The 21612-nt window shown below is 29.4% G+C and carries 27 protein-coding genes, 1 tRNA gene and 1 pseudogene; 6 read left to right on the top strand and 23 right to left on the bottom strand.

The window, feature by feature from the left end; all coding sequences use genetic code 11:
• Positions 1-14 precede the first annotated feature (14 nt).
• Entirely contained in the window at positions 15-620 is a 606-nt protein-coding gene (locus Lupro_RS10305; RefSeq protein ID WP_144439137.1) for a hypothetical protein, read from the top strand.
• On the opposite strand, the gene Lupro_RS10300 is transcribed toward Lupro_RS10305, so the two are convergent.
• The 6 genes from Lupro_RS10300 to Lupro_RS10275 all read right to left on the bottom strand — a co-directional run bounded on the left by Lupro_RS10300 (position 608) and on the right by Lupro_RS10275 (position 5012).
• Positions 608-1282: a porin family protein gene (locus Lupro_RS10300; RefSeq protein ID WP_068209736.1), complete on the bottom strand. Its 675-nt coding sequence runs from the start codon at positions 1280-1282 to the stop codon at positions 608-610. The two genes, Lupro_RS10305 and Lupro_RS10300, sit on opposite strands and share 13 nt — an antisense overlap.
• A gap of 80 nt (positions 1283-1362) precedes the next feature.
• Positions 1363-1830 (bottom strand): ExbD/TolR family protein, encoded by a 468-nt coding sequence (locus tag Lupro_RS10295; protein ID WP_068209734.1) that lies wholly within the window; start codon positions 1828-1830, stop codon positions 1363-1365.
• A gap of 9 nt (positions 1831-1839) precedes the next feature.
• Positions 1840-2457 (bottom strand): ExbD/TolR family protein, encoded by a 618-nt coding sequence (locus Lupro_RS10290; protein ID WP_068209731.1) that lies wholly within the window; start codon positions 2455-2457, stop codon positions 1840-1842.
• 7 nt (positions 2458-2464) lie between these two features.
• Positions 2465-2923, bottom strand: coding sequence for a hypothetical protein (locus tag Lupro_RS10285; protein WP_068209728.1), 459 nt, complete (start codon positions 2921-2923; stop codon positions 2465-2467).
• Positions 2924-2931: 8 nt separating this feature from the next.
• Entirely contained in the window at positions 2932-3678 is a 747-nt protein-coding gene (locus Lupro_RS10280; protein WP_068209725.1) for a MotA/TolQ/ExbB proton channel family protein, read from the bottom strand.
• A gap of 296 nt (positions 3679-3974) precedes the next feature.
• On the bottom strand, positions 3975-5012 hold the full coding sequence (locus tag Lupro_RS10275) for an asparaginase (protein WP_068209722.1): 1038 nt from the start codon (positions 5010-5012) through the stop codon (positions 3975-3977).
• Positions 5013-5092: 80 nt separating this feature from the next.
• On the opposite strand from Lupro_RS10275, the gene Lupro_RS10270 reads away from it, so the two are divergent.
• Positions 5093-5791 carry a zinc metallopeptidase gene (locus tag Lupro_RS10270; RefSeq protein ID WP_068209719.1) on the top strand — a complete coding sequence of 233 codons (699 nt, stop codon included), beginning with the start codon at positions 5093-5095 and terminating at the stop codon, positions 5789-5791.
• A 19-nt stretch (positions 5792-5810) separates the two neighbouring features.
• Here the strand turns inward: Lupro_RS10270 and Lupro_RS10265 are convergent, their stop codons facing one another.
• The 7 genes from Lupro_RS10265 to pdxA all read right to left on the bottom strand — a co-directional run bounded on the left by Lupro_RS10265 (position 5811) and on the right by pdxA (position 11278).
• Positions 5811-6275, bottom strand: coding sequence for an Lrp/AsnC ligand binding domain-containing protein (locus Lupro_RS10265; protein WP_068209716.1), 465 nt, complete (start codon positions 6273-6275; stop codon positions 5811-5813).
• 68 nt (positions 6276-6343) lie between these two features.
• Complete coding sequence (gene accC / locus Lupro_RS10260; protein WP_068209714.1) at positions 6344-7693, bottom strand: acetyl-CoA carboxylase biotin carboxylase subunit; 1350 nt, start codon at positions 7691-7693, stop codon at positions 6344-6346.
• Between the two features lie 83 nt (positions 7694-7776).
• Positions 7777-8253, bottom strand: coding sequence for an acetyl-CoA carboxylase biotin carboxyl carrier protein (accB, locus tag Lupro_RS10255; protein WP_068209711.1), 477 nt, complete (start codon positions 8251-8253; stop codon positions 7777-7779).
• A gap of 31 nt (positions 8254-8284) precedes the next feature.
• Positions 8285-9277, bottom strand: coding sequence for a beta-ketoacyl-ACP synthase III (locus tag Lupro_RS10250; protein ID WP_068209708.1), 993 nt, complete (start codon positions 9275-9277; stop codon positions 8285-8287).
• 153 nt (positions 9278-9430) lie between these two features.
• The gene (gene rpmF / locus Lupro_RS10245) at positions 9431-9625 is read right to left on the bottom strand and encodes a 50S ribosomal protein L32 (protein WP_068209706.1); all 195 of its coding nucleotides are present in this window, start codon (positions 9623-9625) and stop codon (positions 9431-9433) included.
• A complete protein-coding gene (locus tag Lupro_RS10240) occupies positions 9612-10169 on the bottom strand; it encodes a YceD family protein (protein ID WP_068209702.1) in 558 nt (185 codons plus the stop codon). Before Lupro_RS10240 ends, rpmF begins: the two co-directional genes overlap by 14 nt.
• A gap of 56 nt (positions 10170-10225) precedes the next feature.
• A complete protein-coding gene (gene pdxA / locus Lupro_RS10235; protein ID WP_179945743.1) occupies positions 10226-11278 on the bottom strand; it encodes a 4-hydroxythreonine-4-phosphate dehydrogenase PdxA in 1053 nt (350 codons plus the stop codon).
• A gap of 62 nt (positions 11279-11340) precedes the next feature.
• On the opposite strand from pdxA, the gene Lupro_RS10230 reads away from it, so the two are divergent.
• Positions 11341-11925, top strand: a complete 585-nt coding sequence (locus Lupro_RS10230) for a riboflavin synthase (RefSeq protein WP_068209696.1) — start codon at positions 11341-11343, stop codon at positions 11923-11925.
• On the opposite strand, the gene Lupro_RS13855 is transcribed toward Lupro_RS10230, so the two are convergent.
• From Lupro_RS13855 to Lupro_RS10200, 8 genes and pseudogenes are all read right to left on the bottom strand, one after another.
• On the bottom strand, positions 11926-12057 hold the full coding sequence (locus Lupro_RS13855; RefSeq protein ID WP_257720991.1) for a PID-CTERM protein-sorting domain-containing protein: 132 nt from the start codon (positions 12055-12057) through the stop codon (positions 11926-11928).
• Positions 12058-12650: 593 nt separating this feature from the next.
• A complete protein-coding gene (locus Lupro_RS10225; protein ID WP_068209693.1) occupies positions 12651-14189 on the bottom strand; it encodes an IS1182 family transposase in 1539 nt (512 codons plus the stop codon).
• 117 nt (positions 14190-14306) lie between these two features.
• The gene (locus Lupro_RS10220; protein ID WP_068209690.1) at positions 14307-14858 is read right to left on the bottom strand and encodes a hypothetical protein; all 552 of its coding nucleotides are present in this window, start codon (positions 14856-14858) and stop codon (positions 14307-14309) included.
• A gap of 88 nt (positions 14859-14946) precedes the next feature.
• Entirely contained in the window at positions 14947-15495 is a 549-nt protein-coding gene (locus Lupro_RS10215; RefSeq protein ID WP_068209687.1) for a hypothetical protein, read from the bottom strand.
• Between the two features lie 261 nt (positions 15496-15756).
• A pseudogene (locus Lupro_RS13975) lies at positions 15757-16019 on the bottom strand (IS982 family transposase); the annotation flags it as partial.
• Positions 16020-16214: 195 nt separating this feature from the next.
• Positions 16215-16763, bottom strand: coding sequence for a hypothetical protein (locus Lupro_RS10210; protein WP_068209684.1), 549 nt, complete (start codon positions 16761-16763; stop codon positions 16215-16217).
• 94 nt (positions 16764-16857) lie between these two features.
• Positions 16858-17400 carry a hypothetical protein gene (locus tag Lupro_RS10205; RefSeq protein ID WP_068209681.1) on the bottom strand — a complete coding sequence of 181 codons (543 nt, stop codon included), beginning with the start codon at positions 17398-17400 and terminating at the stop codon, positions 16858-16860.
• 374 nt (positions 17401-17774) lie between these two features.
• Positions 17775-17848, bottom strand: a tRNA-Ile gene (locus Lupro_RS10200).
• A 155-nt stretch (positions 17849-18003) separates the two neighbouring features.
• Between Lupro_RS10200 and Lupro_RS10195 the strand changes: the two genes are divergently transcribed.
• On the top strand, positions 18004-18453 hold the full coding sequence (locus Lupro_RS10195) for a hypothetical protein (RefSeq protein WP_068209678.1): 450 nt from the start codon (positions 18004-18006) through the stop codon (positions 18451-18453).
• Here Lupro_RS10195 and Lupro_RS10190 read toward each other — a convergent pair.
• Together Lupro_RS10190 and Lupro_RS10185 are read right to left on the bottom strand one after the other, a co-directional pair.
• The gene (locus Lupro_RS10190; protein ID WP_068209676.1) at positions 18437-18775 is read right to left on the bottom strand and encodes a hypothetical protein; all 339 of its coding nucleotides are present in this window, start codon (positions 18773-18775) and stop codon (positions 18437-18439) included. The genes Lupro_RS10195 and Lupro_RS10190 overlap by 17 nt on opposite strands.
• On the bottom strand, positions 18775-19746 hold the full coding sequence (locus tag Lupro_RS10185) for a polyprenyl synthetase family protein (protein ID WP_068209673.1): 972 nt from the start codon (positions 19744-19746) through the stop codon (positions 18775-18777). The genes Lupro_RS10190 and Lupro_RS10185 overlap by 1 nt, the downstream gene beginning before the upstream one ends.
• A gap of 137 nt (positions 19747-19883) precedes the next feature.
• Between Lupro_RS10185 and Lupro_RS10180 the strand changes: the two genes are divergently transcribed.
• Positions 19884-20465, top strand: coding sequence for a TetR/AcrR family transcriptional regulator (locus tag Lupro_RS10180; RefSeq protein WP_068209670.1), 582 nt, complete (start codon positions 19884-19886; stop codon positions 20463-20465).
• Positions 20466-20575: 110 nt separating this feature from the next.
• Positions 20576-21592: an efflux RND transporter periplasmic adaptor subunit gene (locus tag Lupro_RS10175; RefSeq protein WP_158499566.1), complete on the top strand. Its 1017-nt coding sequence runs from the start codon at positions 20576-20578 to the stop codon at positions 21590-21592.
• The last annotated feature ends 20 nt before the right edge of the window (positions 21593-21612 follow it).

Here is a 21612-nt window from a genome sequence, read left to right as displayed (position 1 = left end):
CCAAAAATTAACCTATGAAATTCTCAAAATTTATATCTTATTTTTTTCATCCAATAAATTTTCCAATTCTTGGCTCAATTTTGTATTTTCTGCTAATTCCTGAATACATTTTTAAACAACAAGAACATCTTATTTTAATTGTACTTCTACTAGGAACATACATTTTCCCGCTATTCCTTTTAGCCCTTTTAAAACGCTCTAAAATGATTCATAGCTATCATATGGAAACCATTGAAGAACGCAAATTCCCTACACTACTCTTTATTTCAATTTGCATTTTCTTAGGATATTGGCTTTTTAAATCATCTATAGTAAACATTTTATCTCTTTTCTATTTTGGATATGGATTAGGACTTATTATTTCATATTTATTTTTATATCTAAAATTTAAAATAAGTTTACACACAGCAGCAATTGGGGGTTTGATTGGATTTCTAATTTGTTTTAGCTACTATTATAAAATAAACTTAATTGTTATTTTATCAATACTTTTTATAATTAGTGGTTTAATTGCAACTTCAAGACTAAGGTTACAAGTTCATAACCCACGTGAAGTATATTTGGGTTATATTTTTGGAATTTTATCCCAATTTATTGTTTTTTACATTTACATAATGTAAAATTTTAAGCCTATGGATAAGTCTTTTAAATTAAGGGTTTCTCCATTGAGTTGAGCTCCTTTAAAAAATGGATTTAACCCATAATAAATATATAAATTCCAAGTACCATACCCCGCTGCTAAAGTTAAACCATATTGTATTTTATTAAATTCAGGTATATTTTTTGTGATTATAGTTTCTGTTAAATCTGTAAATTTTGTTTTAGATGATAGTAGGTAAGAAAATTTTACGCCTGTATAAACTCTAAAAAATTTATATTTTTGAGGAGTTGAATTTCGCCATCTTAACTCAATAGGTATTTCTATCCTACTCAATCTAAATCTATTAATCTTATAATCTTGTGCTATTTTAAATAACGTTGTTTGATTTTCTTTTGTTATTTTCAAATTTTGAATGTATACGTCATAATTGTATCCTAACCCCAGTCCAAATCCAAAAGTTCTTTTTTTATTTATGGGTATATCCTTAATAAATCCAATAGACGTTCCTCCTGAAAAACCGTTTTGAGTAATTGTGTTTGGCTCATTAATTAAAATATTGTAGGTAAAAGATAAATAGATTTGATCTTCTAAATATTTTATATCAATAGAATCATTTTGAACTTGTGCTTCAAGCTTAGAAAATATGAAACACATACCAATTACTATAACTATTTTATTCATAAAGCAAATATACCTCATAAAAGCAAAAAAGCAATCAAATAGTATTTGATTGCTTTTATTAAAATAAAGTTTATACCTTTTTAGTAATTACTCCTTATGTTAGTTCCTTTTGTTGAAAAACTAACTTTTAACGCATTGATATCTCTTAATTGTTCTTTAATATCTAAAATTGTTCCTACGTTAGCCTCTTTGTCAGCTTTGATAGAAGTTGTCATATATTTAACTTCTTCTTCTTTACGTAATGCTCTTTCAGAAAAAATAAAACTTGGAATATCTTTTACATCAATAATTTTATCATTTACCTGAATTTTATCTCCAGATATTCTAGCATCTTTAGATTTCCCAACATAAATTGTACTTACCAAACTTTTATGTTCTAACTTTTTCACTTCGGTAGCGCTAGGAAATTTAATAGGTTGTAGTAACAAATCTGTTTCTCTCATAGTTGTTGACACCATAAAAAAGAATAACAACATGAATACAATATCAGGTAAAGATGCCGTAGAAATCGCAGGCAACCCTTTTTTCTTCTTTTTAAATTTACTCATATTCTGATATTATTTTATAGGTTCTGGTTCAGATATAATCTGAGGATAACTTTCCTTCAAAAAATCTATCTTTTCTTTAATCTTTTTACTTCCACTGTCTTTGTAATCTCTTAATAAATCTTTATAAGATCTTTTATATTTTTGCAAAGCCAATCTATTTCTTAACTCATTATATGCTGCTTCAATTTCATTTTGAATTGAAATATACATACCATAAGTTGTTCCTCTATCACTTTGTAAAGAAATTATTGCTTTAGAAGGATGATCTGATGATGAAGGATCTTTTGCCCCTTTACAATAATCGCATGGTTCTCCAGGTTTCCCATCTTTTGGAGCAGATAAACCACCTCCATTATCAATGAAATCCATAGCTATACGCTTAATATCTGTTACTTGAACTTGTCGATCACCTTCAACCAAAATTTGATTATTTCTATTTACAACAATATCAAGTATATTTTTTTCTTTAATAACTACTTCAGGAGTATCTTCAGATTTTTCAGGTAATTTACGTGAAATCCCTGAATCCACATCCATGGTTGTAGTTACCAAGAAGAATATTAAAAGCAAGAACGCAATGTCTGCCATTGAACCAGCATTAATTTCTGAATTTTCTCTTCTTGCCATGTTTTATTTATTTTACAAGTGATTTTACAAAATCTGTTAAAAAGGCTCCAAAACCAATAATACCTAAAATAGCACTATAGTTTATTCCTGTACTTACCCATTTGGACACACTTCCAGCTTCTCCATCAGGCAATACTTTTCCCATAGACATAACTGCTCCGTCATCAGCAAACGAATATGCCAACACTAATATTATTAATAGCGCTCCTACCCCAATCAATGTTCTTTTTAAAACTTGAGGATGCTTTACTAGGTTTATTGCGGAAAATACAATCGAAATTATAATTGTTATAATTAATAATATTTGTGCAAAATAAATAAAAGGTGATAATACACTATTTTGTAATGTAGCATCAGTTTCAAGCACATCATCTCCTATCATTACAATTCTAATGAAAAAATAGAAACCTATCAATCCAATCAGTCCTGCAACTAATGTTAATATTTTTGAAATTTTATCATTCATAATTATTCTTATTTTTTATATCTAACCAAAAGGTCAATAAGTGAAATTGAAGCATCTTCCATATTATTTACAATACTATCTACTTTAGAAATAATATAATTGTAAAAAACTTGAAGAATAATTGCAACAACCAAACCAAATACTGTTGTTAATAATGCTACTTTAATACCTCCTGCAACAACTGTTGGAGAAATATCCCCAGCTGCTTGTATAGAGTCAAAGGCTCCAATCATACCAATTACTGTACCCATGAAACCAAGCATTGGTGCTAGCGCAATAAATAGTGATAACCAAGAGATGTTTTTCTCTAATAACCCCATTTGAACTCCACCATAACCAACAACCGCTTTTTCAACATTGTCAATACCTTCATCCATTCTATCTAGCCCTTGATAAAATATAGATGCAACAGGTCCTTTCGTATTTCTACAAACTTCTTTTGCTGCTTCAACACCACCTGATTTTAAAGCTTCATCAACTTTATTTACTAATTTCTTAGTATTCGTTGTTGCCATATTTAAATAGATAATTCTTTCAATAGCAATTGCTAACCCTAAAATTAAGGCTACTAATACAATTCCCATAAAAAATGGACCACCTTCAATAAAACGTTGCTTTAATTCTTGGTGAAATGTTTTTGATTCTGTTGCGTCTGCAACTTGTTCAGTTTTTGCTGCATCTTGTGCAATTGCTTTAGGTGCTGCTCCAAATAACAATAATCCTGTGATTGCAAGGATAGTAAATACTCTTCTCATTGTGTAATAGTTAATTTATTAATTTTTTCGGTTCAAATATATAATAATTTTCACAAAACAATAAAACCGCCAAAACAATAAGAACTTAAAGTTAATAACTCATAGATCTTCTCATTTTAACATCTTTTTGCGAATGGCAAGTAACAAAAAAATGTTGAGTTCTAAAAATTTTAGAACTACTTTAAGTTATTTTTTTAGGAACTCTCCTCTTTTTTTAAATATTAGCAAAAATTAAACCAATTTAGATTACTTTTTTGAAAATAAATTTAAAATACTGATAATTAATTAAATAAAAATCACTCAATAATACTTATTTCCCCTCTTAATGAAGTCTCAAAAATTGATTTAAATTTATTTTTTTCAATATTTTCTCCCAATAAGTACATTAATTTAGCCAATGCAGATTCAGTTGTAATGTCATTTCCATTGATAACACCTATTTTTTCAAGTTCAACACTTGTTTCATATTGACCCATAATTACATTTCCACTTGTACATTGAGTTACATTTATAATGGGTATTCCTTTATCTATCGTTTTTTTTAATAAATTAAGAAACCATTGTTTAGTAGGTGCATTTCCAGATCCATATGTTTCTAAAATTACTCCTTTTAAAGTATTATTTTCTAAAATACTGGCAATAACGGATTCTGTTATTCCTGGAAATATTTTTAAAATAGCAATATTGCTATTTAAATGCTTCCTAACTTTTAATGGTTTTCTATTATTTGGCGTATAAATTAGCTGCTTGTTAAATTTTAAATGAACTCCACTAATTGCTAATGGCGGAAAATTAGGAGATGTAAATGCTTCAAAATGCTCTGCGTTAATTTTCGTTGTTCTATTCGCTCTGTATAATTTATATTCAAAATACAAACATACTTCTGAAATAATTGGGACGCCATTTTCTTGGGAAGAAGCAATTTCAATTGAAGTAATCAAATTTTCCTTAGCATCAGTTCTTAAATCTCCTATTGGCAATTGTGAACCTGTGAAAATTATTGGTTTTGTTAAATTTTCAAACATAAAACTGATAGCTGATGAAGTATAAGACATTGTGTCTGAACCATGTAAAACAACAAATCCATCATAGTTTTTATAATTTTCTTCAATAATACTTGCAATTAAAATCCAATTTGAAGGGCTCATATTTGAAGAATCAATAGGTTCTTTAAATGAGATATTGTTTATTGTACAATTTAATTGATTTATCTCTGGAATATGCTTCAAAAGTTTATCAAAATTAAAAGTTTTAAGTGCTCTTGTTTTATAATCTTTAACCATACCTATTGTTCCTCCCGTATATATTAAAAGTATTTTTGGTTTTGTTGCCATTTTGTCTGCCTTCTTTGTTTTGGAATAATTTATGATGTAAATTTATCAAATAATAAAACAATAATTAAAAAAGAAATTATATGATTGGTTTTTACGTTATAATTGGAGTTATTTCACTTGTTAGCTGGCTAGTAAGTCAAAAACTAAAAAGTAAATTTAATTATTATTCCAAAATTAGGTTACAAAATGGTTTAAGCGGTAGAGAAATTGCAGAAAAAATGCTCCGAGATAATGGTATTTCTGATGTGAAAGTAATTTCTGTTGCTGGAAGATTAACAGACCATTACAACCCTGTAAACAAAACTGTAAACTTGAGTGAATCTGTATATAATGAACGTAATGCCTCTGCTGCCGCAGTTGCATCTCACGAAGTTGGGCATGCCGTTCAACATGCCAAGGCCTACCAGTGGCTTCAGCTAAGATCAAAATTAGTGCCTGCTGTAAATATTTCATCAAAATTTTCACAGTGGTTGGTTATTGGTGGTTTAATTTTAGGAGCTGCATCTGGGAATAGTGGTATTGGTTTTTCGCTTGCTATTGTAGGTTTAGGAATGATGGCTCTTGCAACTATTTTCAGTTTTATCACACTACCTGTTGAATATGATGCAAGTAATAGAGCTTTGGCTTGGCTAAAAACAAATAATATGTTAACAAACGCTGAACAAGATGGCGCTAAGGATGCTTTAAAATGGGCTGCAAGAACCTATTTAGTAGCTGCTTTGGGATCTTTAGCTATGTTATTGTATTGGGGTATTAAAATACTTGGATCTAGAAATTAAATTCTCAGTTAAAGAATCTTTATAATTTTATTTGCCGATCTATTTGTTGATCTAAAGAGATAAACGTTTCTGTTCTAGCAACTCCTTTAATAGATTGTATTTCTTGATTAAGCAGTTTCATTAAATGCTCATTATCTTTGCATAGAATTTTAATAAATATAGCGTAATTACCTGTTGTATAATGACTCTCTATTACTTCCGGAATTTCTTTTAGTCTTTTTATCGCTAAGGAATATTTACTTGCAGCGTCTAAAAAAATACCTACAAAAGCTAGTGTTTTGTATCCTAAAACTTTTGGGTTAATTATAAACTTTGAACCATCTATTAATCCTGATGTCTCTAATTTACGTAATCTTTGATGAACTGCGGCTCCAGAAATTCCTATTTCACGAGCAATCCCTAAAATTGGAGTTCTAGCATCTTCCATCAAATTCTTTAAAATAATTTTATCAATACCATCAATATGTAACTCTTTTTCTTTCATAAGGTTTATAATTGAAAGTAAATTTAAAAAAATAAAGGATATGGGTTTTCATATCCTTTATTTTTATTTTAATTTTCTTCTGGTTTCAGTTCAAAATCTTCCATAAATTTAGTCGTATAATTCCCCGCTATATAATCTGGGTCATCCATTAACTGTCTGTGAAATGGAATTGTTGTTTTTACACCTTCAATTACAAATTCATCTAAAGCTCTTCTCATTTTACTTATTGCAACTTCACGAGTTTGAGCAGTTGTAATTAATTTGGCAATCATAGAATCATAATTCGAAGGAATAATATAACCTGCATACACATGTGTATCAACCCTAATTCCATGACCTCCTGGTATATGTAATGTTGTTATCTTTCCTGGTGATGGCCTAAAATCTTTGTATGGATCTTCAGCATTAATTCTACATTCAATAGAATATAGTTTAGGTAAATAATTTTTTCCTGAAATAGGAATTCCTGCCGCTACTTTTATTTGCTCATAAATCAAATCATAATCTATCACCTGCTCAGTAATTGGATGCTCTACCTGAATTCTTGTATTCATCTCCATAAAGTAGAAATTCCTATGCTTATCAACTAAAAATTCAATAGTTCCTGCACCTTCATATTTAATATATTCAGCCGCTTTTACCGCAGCATCACCCATTTTTTTTCTTAACGAAGGAGTCATAAATGGAGATGGTGATTCTTCTGTTAATTTCTGATGGCGACGCTGAATAGAACAATCTCTCTCAGATAAATGACAAGCATTCCCTAGTGAATCACCAATTATTTGAATTTCAATATGATGTGGTTCTTCAATTAGTTTTTCTAAATACATTCCATCATTTCCAAAACAAGCAAAAGCCTCTTGCCTGGCCGCATCCCAATTCTCTTTTAAATCTTCTTTTTTCCAAACAGCTCTCATTCCTTTCCCTCCGCCTCCTGCAGTAGCTTTTAGCATTACAGGATACCCCATTTCATTAGCTAATTTCTTAGCCTCTTCAAATGTTTCTAGCAGTCCTTCAGATCCTGGAATTGTAGGCACACCTGCAGCTTTCATAGTAGCACGTGCTGATGCCTTATCTCCCATTTTACTTATCATATCTGCAGAAGCACCTATAAATTTAATATTATGTTCTTCACATAATTTTGAGAATTTAGCATTTTCAGATAAAAAACCATATCCTGGATGTATTGCATCTGCATTTGTAATTTCAGCAGCAGCTAAAATTGCTGACATTTTTAAATAAGATTCACTACTTAATGCTGGACCTATACATACTGCTTCATCAGCAAAACGAACATGTAAACTTTCTGCATCAGCAGTTGAATATACAGCTACTGTTTTTATTCCAATTTCCCTACAAGTTCTAATAACTCGTAAAGCTATTTCACCTCTATTGGCAATTAATATTTTTTTAAACATAAGACTTCAACTTATTTTATAAACAAAATACCTATTTCAAATAGGTATTTGAAATTTAAATATTAAATTTTTTGAAATTAAATTTATGATGGATCTACTAAATACAATGGCTGTCCAAATTCAACTGGTGTACCGTCTTCAACCAAGACTTTAACTATTTTTCCTGACACTTCAGATTCAATTTCATTAAATAGTTTCATGGCTTCAATAATACAAACAATTGACTCTGGGTTAACTGTATCTCCTACTTCAACAAATACAGGTTTATCAGGTGAAGGTCTTCTATAAAAAGTTCCTATTATAGGTGAAGTGATTTCAATATATTTTGAAGATTCATCAACCTTATCAGTAGCTTTAACCCCTGTTGTATCTACTGGAGTTGTTGGAACAGCAACAGGAACCTGTGGTGCTAACGGAGCTTGCTGAACTATTGTAGTAGTTTCTGATTTTTCTGTCCCAGTTTTAATGGTTATTTTAATATCTTCCATTTCTAATTTTACTTCACTTGCGCCAGATTTGGCTACAAATTTAATTAGATTTTGAATTTCTTTTAAATCCATATTCTGTTTGTTTTAGTTGTTATTTTTATTTCTAATTATATGCCCATTTAAAATAGATAGCTCCCCAAGTGAAACCACCTCCAAAAGCAGCAAAAATTATAGTATCTCCTTTTTTAAGTTGTTGTTCATAATCGGCCAAAAGTAATGGTAACGTTGCTGATGTTGTATTTCCATATTTTTGGATATTCATCATCACTTTCGAAGCATCTAAATTAATTCTATTTGCTGTTGCCTCAATAATTCTTTTGTTGGCTTGGTGTGCCGCAAGCCAAGTAACATCATTATTTGTTAACTTATTTCGCTCTAATATTTTAGCGGTAACATCTGCCATATTAAATACTGCATTTTTAAAAACAGTTTTACCATCTTGACGAACAAAATTTTCTTTATTATCTATAGCTTCTTTCGTAGTTGGATACATAGATCCGCCTGTTTTTACTCTTAGAAAATTCCTTCCATCTCCATCACCACGTAAATATTCATCTTGTAAACCCAAACCTTCTTCATTAGGTTCAAATAATACAGCGCCTGCACCATCTCCAAAGATAATACACGTTGCTCTATCAGTATAATCAATCATTGAAGAGCATTTATCAGCGCCAATAAGTAGTATTTTTTTATATCTCCCAGATTCTATATAACTTGAAGCTACTGACATTCCATATAAGAAACTTGAACAAGCCGCTTCTAAATCGAATCCAAATGCATTTGTAGCACCAATTTGAGTTGCTGTATAAACTGCTGTTGCAGCAGCTTGCATATCAGGTGTTGCCGTTGAAACAATTACCAAATCTATTTCTTTTGGATCTAAATTTTTCTTTTTAATTAAGTCTTTTGCAGCTCTAATAGCCATATATGAAGTTCCTTTCCCTTCTCCTTTTAATATTCTTCGTTCTTTTATTCCCGTTCTGGTAGTAATCCAATCATCATTAGTATCAACTAATTTTTCTAACATTTTATTTGTTAAAATATCCTCAGGAACATATTTCCCAACGGCGGTAATTGCAGCGGTAATTTTTGTCATAATTTGTTTCTCTTTTAGTGAAAAAAGACGCTCAAAGTAATGAAATTTATTTTGATTTTTTACTTAATTTCATCATTTTCTAATCAATTTTAAGCTAAAAAATAAAAAAACCCTCAAAATGAGAGTTTTTAACATATTTTACACTTAATTAAATTAAGCTTGAATTTCTTCTGAATCTATTACAATTTGTCCTCTGTAATACAATTTGCCTTCGTGCCAATGAGCTCTATGGTATAGGTGTGCTTCACCCGTAGTTGGGTCAATAGCTATTTGAGGTGTAACTGCTTTATAGTGAGTTCTTCTTTTATCTCTTCTTGTTTTTGATATTTTTCTTTTAGGATGTGCCATTACTTGTATTTTTGTCTATTAATATATCTTTTAATTTATCCCATCTAGGATCTATTTTTTTATTTTCAGTCTCTTTTTCTTCTTTTATCTCTAATTCTTTTAATTTATCTAACACTACTGAATGTAAAGTTCCATCATTTACACCAGGATGAATTTTCCTCAAAGGTAATCCCAATATAATTGCTTCATAAATATATTGTGCCACATTCATTTTGTGTTCAGCATAAGGCAATATTAACAATTCCTCATTTTCATCATTAAACTCATCACCAAAATTCACAATTAAATCTATAGATGTTTCTATAGGGTATTTAAACAACTCATTTGTAACATCGCAGGTTACTTCAACCCAACCTTTAAAATCAAAATGCAACTCATAGATTGTGGTTTTTTTTAAAAAGGATAATGCTACTTTTATATTTGAGTTATAAAACTCTTCATAATTAAAAAAATCAAAGAACTTCTTTTCTATTATATAGTCAAACTGATGTATTCCTTCCTTTAAACCTATAAAAGAAATATCAAACTCTTTTAAATCTTTCATCTAGAACTTCAATTTGAGCGTGCAAAGATATGAAATTATAAATAAATTTTAAAAATTTATTGTTTTTCTTTTTGTTTTCTTACTTTTAAACTGTTTTTAGTCAAACTTTTATATTCATTTCTAGTTCTAAATATCTCAATTCCACTAAAAATAGCTTCTTTAAATGAATTAAAATTGGCTATTCCTCTTCCTGCTAAGTCGTATGCCGTTCCATGGTCTGGTGATATCCTTATTTTATCTAAACCTGCTGTAAAATTAACACCTTTTCCAAATGATAATGTTTTAAATGGAGCCAACCCCTGATCGTGATACATCGCCAAAATTGCATCAAAATTTTTATAATTCTCTGAACCAAAAAAACTATCAGCAGCATAAGGGCCGTAAACTAACTTGTTTTCATTTTGAATTTCTGTAATTGTTGGTTTTATTATTTCATCATCTTCACTTCCAATTACGCCATTATCTCCACAATGTGGATTTAAGCCTAAAATTGCGATTTTTGGTTTTGAAATAGCAAAATCTTGAACCAATGTTTGATATAAAATAGCTACCTTTTTCTGAATCAAATCAGGTGTAATTGTTTCTGCTACTTTTGAAATTGGAATGTGCCCTGTTATTAAGCCTATTCTTAAATTGTTTTCCATTAAAATCATCAAACTTTCTCCGTTTAATTTTGATTCTAGGTACTCTGTATGCCCTGGGAATTTAAAATTTTCAGATTGGATATTATCTTTATTTATAGGTGCGGTTACTAAAATATCTATTTCATTATTCACCAACGAATTAGTTGCTGCTTCTAAAGATTTGAATGCGTAATTTCCAGAGGCTTCCGTAGGTATTCCTAAATTTATTTTAATTTCTTCATCCCAAATATTTAAGATATTTAACTTCCCATGTATTGCTCTATTTATTTGTTTTATGCCATTGAATGGAATGTTTAAATCCATGCCTTTTTTATAGGCTGAAATTAATTTGGTTGATCCAAATACAATAGGTGTACAAAAATCTAACATTCGTTTATCTAAAAATGTTTTTAGAATAATTTCTATTCCAACACCGTTAAAATCTCCTATGGAAATTCCTATTATTATTTTTTTAGATTTATTCATCAATCAGGTATATTATGCTTAATTTTGGCTGTACAAAAGTAATCAATTAAATTAATAAAATTATGTTTACAGGTATAATAGAAACATTAGGTATTGTAAAAAATATTATTAAAGAAGGTGAAAATGTACATGTCACTATTGAAAGTAGTTTTGCTTCTGAATTAAAAATTGACCAAAGTGTTGCCCACAATGGAGTTTGCTTAACTATTGTAGATATAAATGGTAATAATTATACCGTAACCGCAATTAAAGAAACGATTGATAAATCGAATTTTAAAAATTTGAAAATTGGAGATTTCATAAATTTAGAGAGAGCAATGGTGCTTGGTGCTAGATTAGATGGGCATATTGTACAGGGACATGTTGATCAAACTGCGATTTGCACAAATGTTATTGAAGAAAATGGCAGTTGGGTTTTTAGTTTTGAGTATGATAGTTCTCTTAATAATATTACCATTGAAAAGGGGTCAATTACTATTAATGGAACCAGTTTGACTGTGGTTAATTCTAAAAAAAATAGCTTCTCTGTTGCAATTATACCCTACACTTATGAATTTACTAATTTTCACACCTTTAAAAATGGCACTGTAGTTAATTTAGAATTTGATGTAATAGGTAAATATGTAGCTCGATTATTAGAAAAATAATTATTTTTTTCTTTTTAATTCATAAATTCCATAAGCAACACCTGAAATAAGCATGAAAGATATACCACCATCAATTGGTAAACCCGGGTTTGGAGCTCCTGTTGGTAAAGGAGGTGGCTTGTGTCCAAACATTGTTGAACTTATTAGCATAAAGCAAAAACTTAATAAATATTTATTAAATCTACTTCTCATTTGGGGTTGAGGTTATTGTTATAAAACTACAAGAATACAAATATAGTTCTTTTTTACAAGCGTATTGTTTTTTAAATATCATAAAAATATTTATAAATTTATACAGTTAGTAAACAACTGTTTGAATTTTGCCGCCAAACCGTATTTATACCTACTTCAATCAAAAAAAATAATGCTCAATTCTTTATTAACATAGTTGCTATTGAACACAAATATAAATTTATTATTTCAGAACCTATACCTTTTCAAGGTTATTAAACCAACGGTATATTATGTAATATAATTGGTTTATTTTTAAAAATAAACTAATGGTTATAAGAAAATTTATTTTCCCAATATATCTATTATATTTTTTACGTTTCTATAATCAACATTATTTTTATTTACCCACTCCCTAAATTAAGATAATAAAAAAGAGGTGAGGTCGTCTAAAAAGTAATTTTTAGACGATTTTCTTTTTTGTAATCTCTGTTATTTTTTCACATTGATTTTTAATCTAAAAACCAATAAACAAAAAAGAGAAAAAACACTCTTTAGAGCGTTAAACTGTACTTTTTAAGGTTATGTGCCATTGCAACTAGCCCTATTTCTACGTTTACTTTACCAATTCCTCTTAGCATAAATCGTTTAAAGTTCATGTTTTGCTTTATATTTCCAAAAACAGCTTCCACATCCCAACAACGTTGTTTTCGTTTAGCTATTCCCTGTTGGCTCAACAGTAATTTTCTTGCTTTAGATTTTAACCGTATTAGGTTGTAATTTCGTTCTATAATACGATTGTGTTTTGATTTATGACAGAGACTCCTTAGTGGGCAACCATCACAGTTTTGTGCTTGGTATCTGTGCAGTTCTTGGCTAAAACCATTTTTAGTTTTCTTTTGATAACTTCCAATATAAGTCATAGCTTGTCCCATTGGACAGTAATAGGTGTCGGTTTGTTGATTGTAGTATAATTCATCTGGATGGAATGGATTTGATTTACCTTTTTTCTTGTCCTGTTGTTCTTTATGGAAGTAATTGTATTTTACATAAGCAGTAATCTCTTTATCTTCTAAATCGGTGTAGTTTTCTTCACTACCATAGCCTGCATCAGCTGTAAGTGTTTCGGGTTTTTGTTTGTAGTTTTCTATACGATTATTGATGTGGTCTTTTAAAGTAGTGGTATCTGCTGTGGTTTGTGCTAAAGTATAATTGGTTAGGTATTGATTATTTGTGGATGCTTGAACATTGTAGGCTGGCTTGAGTTGCCCGTTTTGCATATAATCATCCTTCATACGCATAAAAGTAGCGTCTGTGTCAGTTTTGCTATAACTGTTTCGCTGTTTTAAAATTGCTTCTTGTTGTTGATATTTAGCCATGTTTTTTGGCCAATTTCTCTTAGCGTAAGAGAGTTTTTGTTTTACTTTCTTGTCTATTTCCTTTCCTTGTAAAGCTTCATTTATTTGATTAATAGTGGCTTCTATTTTGTCTGCATCAAGGGCTTGAAAATCTGGTGTATTTGGAATATGTTGTTCTTCTTTATAAACCTTTTCTACATAATACCAAAGTTCTTTGAGTTGTTTTTTAATACGCTCTTTACTGGTCTTTATAGATTTTCCCCATACAAAAGTATAGCGATTGGCATTGGCTTCAATTTTAGTACCATCTACAAAAATATCTTTTAAGGATAAAACACCTTGTTCTGACAAAAGTAGCACTACTTGATGGAATATTTTTTTTAAATGTCCTTGTAGTCGCTTTCCTCGAAAATCATTAATGGTATTGTGGTCTGGTTTGCTTTGTCCACTAAGCCACATAAAATGAATGTTCTCATATAAAGCTTGCTCTATTTTTCGGGAAGAATATAAATTGCGTAAATAGGCATAAACAATTACTTTTAATAACATGCGTGGATGATAACTCGAAGTACCTCCTCCTTTATAAGTTGATTCTAAAGTACTAATGTCTACATTATCTATGATATGATTTACTATGCGGACTGGATGATTCTTTGGTACTAATTCATCGTAACTTGGAGGTAGTAAGCTTAATTGGTCTTGATTATAGGTCTTGAATACTGCTTTTGATTTCATACCATGAAAATAAGCAATCGCTAACTTTTTTCCAAAAAAAAAGACTGCCTTTTCAGACAGCCTCTTACATTTACTTTTATCTATACAACAGTACGGTTGTAGTTTCCTCCTTAATAATTAATACTCAAAATAACAGTAAGGTACCTTTGATTCTTTAGCTGCACGATATAATTGAGATCTCTCACCTCTTGTAATTGACTTATCTTTCCTCCAATAATACGTTAAACGTGCTATTCTTCTAACAAATTTACGGTGTATAACTTTCCAGTTATCCATATTTATTTCAGAACCTTGATCAGAGGAGACCCATTCTCCACACCCGTATTCTTCATTCATTTCTCGAATAAGATCATCTACTAAATCGGCCATAGTAGAACCGCAATTCACAAACGAATTTTCTACGCCCGTATCTGTATAATCGTCAAACCATATTGTTTCACTCATATTTGACCATGGGTGGGCATCATCAACATTTAAGCAGCCATCATTGTCATAATCATCTGAAATAAAATGTAATCCTTCTTCCTCTAATTTAGATAATTTAGAAGATTGTATTTCTGTTTTTGAATTTAACTCAGCATTTTCCGCTGGGTCTAATGTTTCTTGTTCACAACTTGTAATTAATGCTGTCATTAAAATTAAACAGCTGATAATTGTTACTCTTTTCATAATGTTTGGTTAATAGTTAAATGTTTAGTTAAATGTTTGTTCTGAGAAATTAAAAAATCTCAAAACAGAAAGGCTTATTTACTTACTCTCATCTTTCGTCAAAATAACAGTAAGGTACATTTGATTCTTTAGCTGCACGATACAATTGAGATCTCTCACCTCTTGTAATTGACTTATCTTTCCTCCAATAATACGTTAAACGTGCTATTCTTCTAACAAATTTACGGTGTATAACCTCCCAATTTACATCGCGTATTCTAGTTTTTTCAGAAAGGTTTGATTTTACTTTCATATAGCACCCGTATTCTTCATTCATTTCTCGAATAAGATCATCTACTAAATCGGCCATAGTAGAACCGCAATTCACAAACGAATTTTCTACGCCCGTATCTGTATAATCGTCAAACCATATTGTTTCACTCATATTTGACCTTGGGTGAGCATCATCAACATTTAGGCAGCCATCATTGTCATAATCTGAGATAGTTTCTCCTGAAATAGCGTCTAATTTAGAAGATTGTATTTCTGTTTTTGAATTTAACTCAGCATTTTCCGCTGGGTCTAATGTTTCTTGTTCACAACTTGTAATTAATGCTGTCATTAAAATTAAACAGCTAATAATTGTTACTCTTTTCATAATGTTTGGTTAATAGTTAATTAAAAGTAATTATTTACTCCTAATGTTTTAATATTTATTTTTTGAATATGAGGGGGATACTTCAATATAAAACCTATTTAAATCATCTTTTTCAAAAGATGATTTAAACACTTGAATGCGAATCTACTTATTAATAATTACATATACAAATTAAAAATTAAATTGATTGGTAGCTCCTTTATTATGTATCACTATTCTAATAAATCCGTTGCGTACTTTAAGTAATGTTGATTTTAATTATATGTTATCTAGGTAAGCCGCTAACTTTAACCGTCTTCGATTATAAACACCTCTTTTTAATCTTTGAGAAAATAACCTTAGGAAGCTTCCTGAACAAATCATTCTCACTATCTATTTCCATAAATTCAGTAGTTAGATAATAAACTAATCAATTCCAAATATCTCATCTTAGGTTGCCGGCTTTGATAGACTAAATGTTAATCTTTTGTTGTTTTTTGTAATACCTCCTATATTCTTTCATGATTTACATTTAAGTTGTTCATAATTAATATTTTACAGCTAAGGTAGTCTACTGACAATCAGCGACATATTCAATTTTTATTTCTTAAATCATAGTGCACAATGGGTTATATTAAAAATGATTATTACTTTTTTTATAACCTTTAGTTAATAGTTAAATGTTTGTTCTGTTCTGAGAAATTAAAAATCTCAAAACAGAAAGGCTTATTTACTTACTCTCATCTGTTCTCAAAATAACAGTAAGGTACATTTGATTCTTTAGCTGCACGATACAATTGAGATCTCTCACCTCTTGTAATTGACTTATCTTTCCTCCAATAATACGTTAAACGTGCTATTCTTCTAACAAATTTACGGTGTATAACCTCCCAATTTACATCGCGTATTCTAGTTTTTTCAGAAAGGTTTGATTTTACTTTCATATAGCACCCGTATTCTTCATTCATTTCTCGAATAAGGTCATCTACTAAATCGGCCATAGTAGAACCGCAATTCACAAACGAATTTTCTACGCCAGTATCTGTATAATCGTCAAACCATATTGTTTCACTCATATTTGACCTTGGGTGGGCATCATCAACATTTAAGCAGCCATCGTTATCATAATCTAAGATAGTTTCTCCTGAAATAGCGTCTAATTTAGAAGATTGTATTTCTGTTTTTGAATTTAACTCAGCATTTTCTGCTGGGTCTAATGTTTCTTGTTCACAACTTGTAATTAATGCTGTCATTAAAATTAAACAGCTAATAATTGTTACTCTTTTCATAATGTTTGGTTAATAGTTAAATGTTTAGTTAAATGTTTGTTCTGATAAATTAAAAAATCTCAAAACAGAAAGGCTTATTTACTTACTCTCATTTTTAGTCGTAATAACAGTAAGGTACATTTGATTCTTTAGCTGCACGATACAATTGAGATCTCTCACCTCTTGTAATTGACTTATCTTTCCTCCAATAATACGTTAAACGTGCTATTCTTCTAACAAATTTACGGTGTATAACCTCCCAATTTACATCGCGTATTCTAGTTTTTTCAGAAAGGTTTGATTTTACTTTCATATAGCACCCGTATTCTTCATTCATTTCTCGAATAAGATCATCTACTAAATCGGCCATAGTAGAACCGCAATTCACAAACGAATTTTCTACGCCCGTATCTGTATAATCGTCAAACCATATTGTTTCACTCATATTTGACCTTGGGTGAGCATCATCAACATTTAGGCAGCCATCATTGTCATAATCTGAGATAGTTTCTCCTGAAATAGCGTCTAATTTAGAAGATTGTATTTCTGTTTTTGAATTTAACTCAGCATTTTCTGCTGGGTCTAATGTTTCTTGTTCACAACTTGTAATTAATGCTGTCATTAAAATTAAACAGCTAATAATTGTTACTCTTTTCATAATGTTTTATTTGTAATTAATAATTAATCTATTAAATAATTTTAGTTTCTTTTAAGTTTAAAAAAATAGTGGGGGGGGGGTAAAAGTTAATAAGCCATATACTTTTGGGTAGGGTGTTATTGCAACACTCTTGGGTATTTTTCTTTTTCATAAGGGTGTTTGAAATAACACATTACAAAAGTACTTATTAATAATTACAAATACAAGAAATAAGTACAAATACCCAAACTTAAATTTAGATTTAAATTAGACCTATTTTTATAATTTTAGTGTATTTAACTAGCGGTATCCCTTTTGTTTATGTCGTTTTTCATCTTGAAAGAAGGTGATTTATAAAAAAAGACCTTACAACTAAGTAAAGTCTTTTTAGCCTGTGGTCCCACAAGGGCTCGAACCTTGGACCCCCTGATTATGAGTCAGGTGCTCTAACCAACTGAGCTATGGGACCTAAATCTGGGTGCGAAAATAATACTTATTTGTATTATGTACAATATTTATTTCACAAAATAAATTATCTTAGCTGAAAATAATAAATATGAGCAAAATCCTAATTTTTTCGTTTTAGTTATTTTTATCAATTTTAATTTATTTGCACAGAATTCCGTGTCCAATAAATCTGCTTTTTTTGAAAATGTGCGTTTTGGTGGAGGGTTTAATATAGGTGTTGGCAGTAATTATTCAACCTTTTCTTTATCTCCAAGTGCTATTTACGATTTTTCTGATAAATTTGGTGCTGGATTAAGTATGACTTATGTTTATGTTAAAAATAAATCAATTCAAAATTCTACTACTAATCTTTACGGAGGAAGCATATTGGCTCTTTTTAAACCCGTATATTATTTACAAATATCTACCGAATACGAGAATTTAAAAATAAATCAAAACTATTATTCTGCAAATAATATTTCTCAATGGCAAAATGCATTATATTTTGGACTTGAATATGTAACTGGTAATATTTCTATGGGTTTACGTTATGATGTTCTATTTGATAAAGTTAAAAGTATTACTAGTTCTTCAGCTTTAAATCCGGTTTTTAGAATTTATTTTTAAACCACACTTTTTGATATTCTCTTTTTAAAATTAAATATGCAATCTCTTCAACAATCAAATTGAGGGTTTGTCCTTTTACTTTTACTAAATCTTTTTCAGAAATATCAATTCTGTAAATTAAATTTAAGTAATCGTCATAATTATTAACCATCATTTTGTTTAAAATGGTGGTTAACGTATTTTTTAATTCTGAAGGGGTTATAGCTTCCGAAAAATGATGAGAAATGTTTGCTAATAAAAAATCTTTATTCAATTGCTGAATAATTTTAATATATAAATTTTCAGTTATAGATTTATTTAATAATTCAACAATTTGCAACATTATAAAGCTCTATTCATTAGATTTAAACCGAATTTTTTTAATATTTCTTTTTTACCCTCACTTATAGATAGATCACTTAAGGTTTCAATAGCTACATTGGTATACTGTTTAATTTCGGTTTTAGTAAGCTCCAAAATTTTATTTTTAGAAAATATTTTGGTTACCGCATTTACTTTTAATTCAGACGCACTTTTGGAACTGTACCATTTTAATAATTCTTTTTTATCATTACTATTACAAACTTCCAACGCTTTTAAAAACAAAAAGGTTTTTTTATTTTCATTTATATCTCCTCCTATTTCTTTCCCAAATGTGGCAATGTCTCCAAAAGTATCAAGATAATCATCTTGTAATTGAAAGGCTATCCCCAAATTTAACCCAAATTTATAAATGTTTTCAGCTTCTTCATCTGGAATATCTGCTATAATTGCGCCCATTTTCATTGCAGCTGCAACCAAAACCGATGTTTTATAAGTAATCATTTTTACATATTCAGCAATGGCAACTTCATTTTTAGTTTCAAAATCAATATCTAGTTGTTGCCCTTCACAAACTTCTAAGGCTGTTTTACTAAATAAACTATTTAATTTTTTATATAACTGTGGTTCATATTTTTCTAAAAATTGATAGGCCATAATCATCATAGCATCACCTGATAAAATACCTGTATTTACATTCCATTTTTTATGAACCGTAGTTTTACCTCTTCTTATTGTAGCGCTATCCATAATATCATCATGAATTAAAGTGAAATTATGAAATACTTCAATAGCCGCTGCTGCATTCATTGCCTTTGTAACATTTCCATTATATATATCACAAATTAACAAGGTTAAAACTGGACGTAAACGTTTACCTCCAAGTTGTAATATATAATGTATTGGTTCGTATAATTTTTTAGGCTCTTTTACAGATATGTTTTCAAATAAAAAATTTAAAAAATCATCTTTATAACTAGCAACTGCTTTCATTTATCAATTAATTTTGGTAAAAATACGGCTTTAAAAATTACTTTAAAATATTTATATATTTTTTTGGCTATCTAAAAAAAAGATTTTAATTTTGTACCGTTAAACGATTTTAGTCAGTTTTATTAATTTTACAAATTATGGCAATAGAAGGAACACGAGAAAAAATTATAACCGTTGCAAACAAATTATTTAGCAGATTTGGGTTTCATAAAACCTCTATGGATGAAATTGCTAAAATTTCTAGAAAAGCAAAAGGCTCATTATATTATCATTTTGCAAGCAAGGAAGATTTATTTAAAGAAGTAGTTTCTAAAGAAATTATAAATATAAAAAACCAGCTTTCTATTTTAGTTCAAAACAAACAACTTAGCGCATCCGAAAAAATTAAATCCTATTTTATTGTTCGAATGGATGTTATGCACAATGCTTCTAACTATCACGAGACTATTAAAGCAGATTTTTTTGAACACTTCGATTTTATTGATGATTTAAGAACTGAATTGGACGTGTGGGAAAAAGAAAACATCAAAAAAATTATAGAACAAGGCATTAAAACAAAGGAATTTGAAATTAAGGGTGACATTAATGCCCTATTAGATGTTTATATTATGGTTTTAAAAGGTTTAGAAATACCATTCTTCATTCAAGGTAAGTATAAAAAATATTCTCCTTATTTTGATGATTTAACAAGAATTTTTACCAAAGGTTTACAACCCTAATTTTTTTACAAAAAACTGACTATAAAACAATATTAGTATAAATATAATAATTTTTAATAATGATGATGACAAAAAACAAATTAATAATAAGAATCAAATGGTTGTTACCAATGGCTTTAATATTATTAACACAAAGTTGCCAAACAAAAGAAAAACACGAGAATTCTAAAACAAGCTACAAAAATAAATTAATTAAAGTCACTGTACAAAAAGTAAATACTGATGAATTAAACTATTCACTTTCCTATAATGGCACAATAACGCCAACCATTACAACACCTTTAAGTTTTTTATTATCCGGAACAATAACTAATATTTTTGTTGAGGAAGGTGATTTTGTAAAAAAAGGAAAAATATTGGCTAAGTTAGATGAGAGTGCTTACAGAAGTGCTTTTGAAAGTACTGCTGCTACAGAAAAACAGGCGCAGGATGCATATAATAGATTAAAAACAGTGTACGACAAAGGGAGTTTGCCCGAGATTAAATGGCAAGAGATTACTGCCAAATTACAACAAGCAAAATCATTAAATAAAATTGCGTACCAAAATTTATCTAATACAATTCTTAAAGCTCCTTCAAATGGATATATAGGTAAGAGAAATGTTGAAATAGGAGAATTAGCTATAACTGGAATTCCAATTTTAAATCTTGTATCTATTAATGATGTGTATGTGAAAATTGCTGTTCCAGAAAATGAAATTAATAGATTTAATAAAGGTATTTCCGCAGATATAATTATTCCTGCAATAGGCAGTGAACATTTTAAAGGGAAAGTAGATAAAATAGGAGTTATAGCAAATACCGTTTCTAAAACTTACGATGTAAAAATTAAAGTTGCAAACAAAAAAGGTGTAATAAAGCCTGGTATGGCGTGTGATGTTACTATAATAATGGGTTCTAAAGAGGATATGATTACAATTCCTTACCAAAGTATTACTAAAGATGAAGATGGTGAAAATTATGTTTTTACTGTAGATCCAAATTCCAAAGTTGCTTCCAAACAAGTAGTGCAATTAGGTTCGTTTGTTAATAATAAAATTGAAATAATTTCTGGCATTTCTAGAGGAGACTTAATCATTATAGATGGTAAGCAAAAAATAACTGACCAGCAAAAAGTAACTTTTTAACAATCAACTTTTTCTAACAT

The sequence above is a fragment of the Lutibacter profundi genome (genome assembly GCF_001543325.1).
In the GTDB taxonomy this organism is placed as follows: domain Bacteria; phylum Bacteroidota; class Bacteroidia; order Flavobacteriales; family Flavobacteriaceae; genus Lutibacter; species Lutibacter profundi.
This window is presented reverse-complemented; position numbering and strand designations above follow the sequence as displayed.